This window comes from Desulfotomaculum sp., from assembly GCA_003513005.1.
GTDB lineage: Bacteria > Bacillota > Desulfotomaculia > Desulfotomaculales > Nap2-2B > 46-80.
On sequence record DOTD01000096.1, the window covers coordinates 1 to 6,030 of the forward strand.

Annotated in this window: 7 protein-coding genes and 1 pseudogene; 2 read left to right on the plus strand and 6 right to left on the minus strand. The window is 42.4% G+C overall.

What is annotated here, in order from left to right; all coding sequences use genetic code 11:
- The first annotated feature begins 256 nt into the window (after positions 1-256).
- Positions 257-508, plus strand: a complete 252-nt coding sequence (locus tag DEH07_12330; protein HBY05265.1) for a DUF1540 domain-containing protein — start codon at positions 257-259, stop codon at positions 506-508.
- Positions 509-586: 78 nt separating this feature from the next.
- On the opposite strand, the gene DEH07_12335 is transcribed toward DEH07_12330, so the two are convergent.
- The 3 genes from DEH07_12335 to DEH07_12345 form a co-directional block, all read right to left on the minus strand.
- A complete protein-coding gene (locus DEH07_12335; GenBank protein ID HBY05266.1) occupies positions 587-1,390 on the minus strand; it encodes a ZIP family metal transporter in 804 nt (267 codons plus the stop codon).
- A 193-nt stretch (positions 1,391-1,583) separates the two neighbouring features.
- Complete coding sequence (locus DEH07_12340) at positions 1,584-2,690, minus strand: hypothetical protein (protein ID HBY05267.1); 1,107 nt, start codon at positions 2,688-2,690, stop codon at positions 1,584-1,586.
- A gap of 161 nt (positions 2,691-2,851) precedes the next feature.
- Positions 2,852-3,595 (minus strand): SIMPL domain-containing protein, encoded by a 744-nt coding sequence (locus DEH07_12345; protein ID HBY05268.1) that lies wholly within the window; start codon positions 3,593-3,595, stop codon positions 2,852-2,854.
- 249 nt (positions 3,596-3,844) lie between these two features.
- Between DEH07_12345 and DEH07_12350 the strand changes: the two genes are divergently transcribed.
- A complete protein-coding gene (locus DEH07_12350; protein ID HBY05269.1) occupies positions 3,845-4,138 on the plus strand; it encodes a hypothetical protein in 294 nt (97 codons plus the stop codon).
- Between the two features lie 19 nt (positions 4,139-4,157).
- Here the strand turns inward: DEH07_12350 and DEH07_12355 are convergent, their stop codons facing one another.
- From DEH07_12355 to DEH07_12365, 3 genes and pseudogenes are all read right to left on the minus strand, one after another.
- Positions 4,158-4,472 carry a hypothetical protein gene (locus tag DEH07_12355; GenBank protein ID HBY05270.1) on the minus strand — a complete coding sequence of 105 codons (315 nt, stop codon included), beginning with the start codon at positions 4,470-4,472 and terminating at the stop codon, positions 4,158-4,160.
- Between the two features lie 150 nt (positions 4,473-4,622).
- Positions 4,623-5,217 (minus strand): annotated as a pseudogene (locus DEH07_12360) (HflC protein).
- 473 nt (positions 5,218-5,690) lie between these two features.
- Positions 5,691-5,909, minus strand: a complete 219-nt coding sequence (locus DEH07_12365; GenBank protein ID HBY05271.1) for a hypothetical protein — start codon at positions 5,907-5,909, stop codon at positions 5,691-5,693.
- Positions 5,910-6,030: the final 121 nt, after the last annotated feature.

The window sequence follows — 6,030 nt, forward strand, 5'->3', positions numbered from 1 at the left end:
GCAGTGCGGTCCTATCCGGTAATGAGAAGCTGATCCGAAAGACCTTGGGGAACGGTAACTACCACATGAAACGCCACATGCTCGCCTACCTCTCGCACCGAAAGAGGAATCTCCAAATATTGGGCGAATTCGCTATTTAATAATGTCAAAGAGTATTAATACTCATCGGTGTAGTATTAGTTATTGATTTACATAAAATTCTTCGAAAGGTAAAGAATAAATAAAAATAATTCTTCAAGGGAAAGGACTTGAAAAAATGGATCAGCATATCCACTGTCTTGTGAATGATTGTCATTACTGGAATCAAGGAAACATGTGCAAAGCCAACGAAATTCTCGTCACCTCGGATAGTTTCAGCAGCAATCAGCCCGATACTGTAGACGCCGCAATGACCAAACAACTCTCACCTACTCCTGCGGGCGGCACATGCATGTCCACTTGTTGCAAAACATACGCTACAAAAGACTCCGGCGGGTCCAAGGTAGACGGAGTTAAAAGGATGCTTTAAAGAACAGGATATATAAAAAGACGGCAGAGGCAATTACCTCTGCCGTCTTTTGTGTTTTAAAGTATCAAAGTAATGTTTTCAACTGAACGAAATATCCAGCGCCATCATCAGCGTGAAGCCAAGAATAGTTAAGATGGTGGCCAGATCCGTATTGCTGCCGCGCTGGGATTCCGGAATAACTTCTTCGACAACAACAAAAATCATTGCTCCTGCGGCAAAAGCAAGCGCATATGGCAGCAGGGTTTTTATATGAAGAACGAATAATGCGCCAATCACACCGGCAATGGGGTCAATGGCCGCTGATAATTGTCCGTACCAGAAGCTTTTCAGACGGGACATGCCTTCCCTGCGCAGGGGCATCGACACCGCAAGGCCTTCCGGCAGGCTTTGGATCCCAACTCCTATGGCCAGCGCAATTGCGGCAGGTAGAGTAGCGGATGACGAACCGGAGGAAATGGCGCCGAAAGCAACACCTACAGCCAGACCCTCGGGTATATGGTGTAAAATAATCGCCAGGATAAACAGTTGTGCCCGCTGCAGGGATGTTTTCACGCCTTCGGCTTCTTCAGAAAGGCCGATATGAAGATGAGGCAATATTTTATCAACAATCCACAGAAAAACTCCTCCTGCTAAAAAACCAATTGCCGGAGCAAGCCAGGTGATTCGATCTTCCCTGCATATTTCTATAGCAGGCGCAAGCAGAGACCAATATGAAGCTGCGATCATAATCCCGCCGGCAAAACCCAACGACCCGTCAAGAATCTTTTTGCTTAAATTCTTGGCAAAGAAGATGGCGCCGGCTCCGCAGGCGGTTATCGCCCAAACAAAACAGGTTGCTAAAAAAGCCTGAAAGACATGATTATTTGCTAGAAGGTTATTCATCTTTACCTTATTTATCCTATTTTCTGCATTAATGATTTTATCACTTGTCCCAGACGTTCTCAAGAGTAAAATCAAGGCTGGAGTAGATATTATACCCTTTTCAGCCTGAATTCACGATTTTGATCTAAAAATTAAGAAGAGAGCCGTTTTAGACTCTCTTCTTATCTTCTTTTTAACCTGACTGCAGGGTCTTTTAAAGGCGCCTGAAGTCAACATCGTCAATAGAGACCGTATTATTATTGTCCCGTCCTGGCGTGAAAAGAAAGCGCACTTCTGCTCTTGCCGTTCCGGCAGGGCTCAAGCCTGTTGTAAGAACATAGAGATTATATCTCTCCGGAATAGTATTTTGATTAAAAACAGGATCGGCACGGGATATAAACCTTCCTGCCGAATCATAGAAGAAAACTTCGGCGCCCAGGGTGAAGTTTCCCACTGAAGGTATTTTCTGATTTTCACGGGCCCAGAAGCTCAGTTTATAAATTCGCCGGGGGATACCGTTTACAGATTGTGTGAGCAGCGCCCTTGAAGTCCTAACCGATCCCATCTCGGCGGCGAAATTCCCGGACTTGGACAAACGCGTGCGGTTTATATTCTGGCCGCTCCAGCTGACTGGGGAAGTTTCTTTTCTCCACTCTTCCAATCCCGGGTTTCTTAGTAAATTACCGCTGGGGCATTCCGGAGTTGGCGCCGGTATTTCAGACGATCTTATATTAATAGTTATCGGAACAGAACTGTTCTGTAATTCCCTTGCGACGTTGTATCCCCGAATAATCAAAGTTCCCGGCTGGACCAATCTTCCTGCGCTATTCCGTTGGTTCCAGACAGCATCAAAAGTTTGATTTCTGCCCGGCTGAATAATAATTCTGGTCACAGCCCGGCTGAACGCCTGCTCATCCGACCAGCGCCATATTTCTTCTACTTCCCGGAATGCAACAAAATCAAAGCGCTGACTTGTCCTGTAATTTAAACTAATTGGGTTGCCGGTAATATTTGTCTTGACCAGTCTAAGCCGTACAGACTCACCACGGGAATAATTGATGCGGTCTGTTGTGATAGTGTACATGAAACCGTCGATCTGACGGGATACGGAGGGATCGTTTCCCTGTGCGATAGTCTCCTCGTGTTCAACGGCAACGGATTGTTCTCCAATTTGTATCTTTTGTCCGACGTCCAGTTTGTCAGGATCAGTTAGATCACTGTTTAATTCAATTAATTTTTCTATAGTTGTATTATAGCGCTGGGCAATAATAAACAAAGTGTCCCCCTGCTGTACTACATAGACCGGCATAGTCAGACACATCCTTTCTTACCTGCTTTAATCAGTTTATGAATTTTTCCAGGCGGATGTGCATAACAGTGTTCCGGACATTTTTAAACAAAACCCCCGGTTAAGTGAACTGGGATCAGTTCGCTTAACCGGGGGACAGATAAATAAGACTCTCTATTATAAGCTAAACCGGTTTATTTAATATAAAACTCCACATTTACGACTGCGGTAATCTTTTTCTCTAAAGATGAGGTATCGTTCATTCCGTAATCGGATACTTCGGTGGAATAAATAGGGGTTATTTGAAATACTCCCATCTGTGTTGAACGCAGCGGGCCAATCTTGCTTCCTCCGTTGATAACTATCTTCTCCGCACGTTTCTTTGCATTGAGAGTAGCGTCTGCCAGCATATCAACCTTAATATCGCTGAGCTTGGTATAAAAATACTGCGGAGGCATCGACTGCAGGTTTATTCCTTTGTTAATCAGTTCGCTGGATTCTCTGGAAACGTTGGTTATACTGTCTACCTGTTTTGATCGGACTTCTATTGTTTGGGTTAAGCTATACCCCCTGATTTCGCCTGTATCCCGCCCGAATTTGTCCACGGCGTAAAATGTGTTGACGTTGACCGGCATTATCGTGATATCGCTGTCAGGTATTCCTTTGCTTTTTAGATAACTGTTGACCTGTTCCAGGTCCGAATGAAGAGCGGCGTATGCTTCGGTTAACTGGGCGCTGTTCCTGGTAAAACTACAGTCCCATACGATAAGGTCGGATTTAAGCTGTTTTTCGGCTGAACCGGTTACCGTTATTATTGAGCTTGATCTTACCCTGGCAAATGCGCTGGTAAATATCATAGTACAGATTATTAAGCAGATTCCTAAAATAACTACTGCGATGACCTGAATTGGAAATTTTCCCGTACCGTTTTCGCTCATTCTTGTTTTCCCTCTCTAAAAATTTTTCGGGATTGATAGTTTTTAAGCCGATCACTCCTTTTCAATCCAAGGGGAATAATAAGTATTTTAGTATTTCTACAAGATATAACAAAATCCTGCAGAATAAAAATAAATTTGTTTAGCTGCTTTTTTAATTGGAATTATGGTAACTGTTAACAATAAAAAATCAAATTCATATCTTAAAGGATAAGGTTAAGGATAAGGTTATTGTAAAGGAGTAAAGGGAAAATGGACGAAAAACATTCTCATAATTGTCTTGGCAGAACAGATGAAGAGGCTGGTCATTCACACAGAATTGAAGGCATTTCCCGGACTGGTTCCCTCAGTGAACACAGTCACACTCATGAAATTGCAGTGACGACAAGTCTAAACAATGGTCATGCGCACAGGTTCAATATACAAACAGGTGAAGCCATCCCGTACATTAAAGGCCATATTCACAAATATATGGGAAAAACAAGCCTTAATGGAAAAGAGCCGCACCGCCATATTGTTTATGGCAGACTTTACAAGCAGGATTAGAAGGGAATATCCTAAAACACTATTGATGCCTTGAGATAATAAATGCCGCGCACAGAAACAGGATCATTAACATAACGTAAAAAAATGGCCTGATTTTTTTCCCCCGCAGGTACAGTTTAAAAGAATCGAGAAAAATGAAAATGGCCATTAAGATAATCACTAACCTGGATATGTCTTCCGACATCCATTTTGTTAATCCTTGAACTAACAATGCGACAATAATTACCGCCGAATATATCCTGGAACTAATAACGAAGGCTTGTAGGAATTCCCTTTCCTCATCTGGTTTTTGTTGCTCAGGTTTTTGTTTCTCCTGTTTGTGTTTTTTGCTCACGCTGCTGCTCCTTTGTAAAGAATCTAACTTAAGCCTCCTTTATGACAACTTATATTATTTCTAGCCGCCTGCCGCCTATTCCTTTTCTTATATTGGGTAATACAAAAATTTGTATTTACTGTCGTATCTGCCGGATAGAAAATCAGGGCTTTATTTATTAGTATTGGTATTGTTATCGTTATCGATTTGAATAAAAGGTATTGTCCCACCGGTAACATTCGGCAGTATGCCGTTCCATTTTCCTACTGCTTCGCGCTGCACCTCAATTTCACGCAATCTAATCAACTCCGGAGTGACCTCCTGCTTTTGTATCCTGAGGGCTTCCGCTTCAGCCCTGGCCTGGGTTACTTTCTGTTCCGCCTCGATTTTTATTCTTTCCAGATCGCGTTTTGCTTTTAACGCTCTTTGTTCCGCCGTTTGCTTGTCTTCCACAGCCTGGTTAAACCCAGCCGAAAAATCAAAGTTGACTACGTTGAAAGCATCGACAATTATACCGTGAGCTGTTAAAGTCTTGCCAAGCAGTTCTTTCACTGTTAACAGCTATTCTGCTGGTTACGGTCTGCATATCCTTGGATGCAGCGGCAGCCTCAGTCTCTTCTTTTTGTATCCGGCAATCGATTAATTTGACCGATTGGATTATAGGGATCCGTATATGGAATCCTTCTTCTAAGACCTTTTCCTTCACAGCTCCAAGCTGGACTACAACTCCTGTATGACCGGGGGCAACAATAACAAACGGCCACATAATCAACAAAAATATCAGGACAATAACACCTATGACTATTCTTTTTAACAACGGCGCTTTTTTAATTAAGGCTAACTCTACGATACTCTTCCCCTTCCTTTCAAATTTTTTTTATGCAACACTGACTAACGTTCTGTATTCTCTTTTCTTTTCCTGCATACTGTTTCTTTTTGACCATTTTCACGTTATAATTCTTTTAACAGGCGATCGCGTGCTTTTATCCAATTGTGCGGAAGCAAAGCACAAGAAAAAGCCAGGCAAAGGATCCCGTTCTTGCCTGGCTTTTTTATGGACATGACGCTATAAAAAGGTATATTTATTTCCTGAGGGAGGAATAATGTAGGAGTCTTACTTCTCTCTTCCCGTTAGCCTGAAAAAGGCTGCCTTCGCTTTTGGCGAAGGTTTTTTCTCCTTTGCGATAAAATGGACTTTTCGATATGAAAAGTCCATTTTCATCCTTAAGTAATATTGTTCTATCTTATGTATCTCCCCACAAGTTTCCTGCGGAAAAAGAGCAGGTAAATAATTTCGAGAACACCAGCAGTGTTAACAATACACAGAACGATATACCATACTATCTGACTGCCGCGTGCGGAATGCCATAAAGCTAAGGCTTTCCATAACAGAGACCAGGCAATTAACAGAGAAAATAACAATGGGTTGTGCTGGATCATTTGAGTCAATTCGTTCATTTTTAAGCTCCTTTCCTCAAAATTATCCTTTTTCATGATATCAAAAATACGAGCTCATCACAATATAATCTTGTCGGACTGAAACAGCGGATCCGATACAGAAACAATAAGGCTTCCGGTT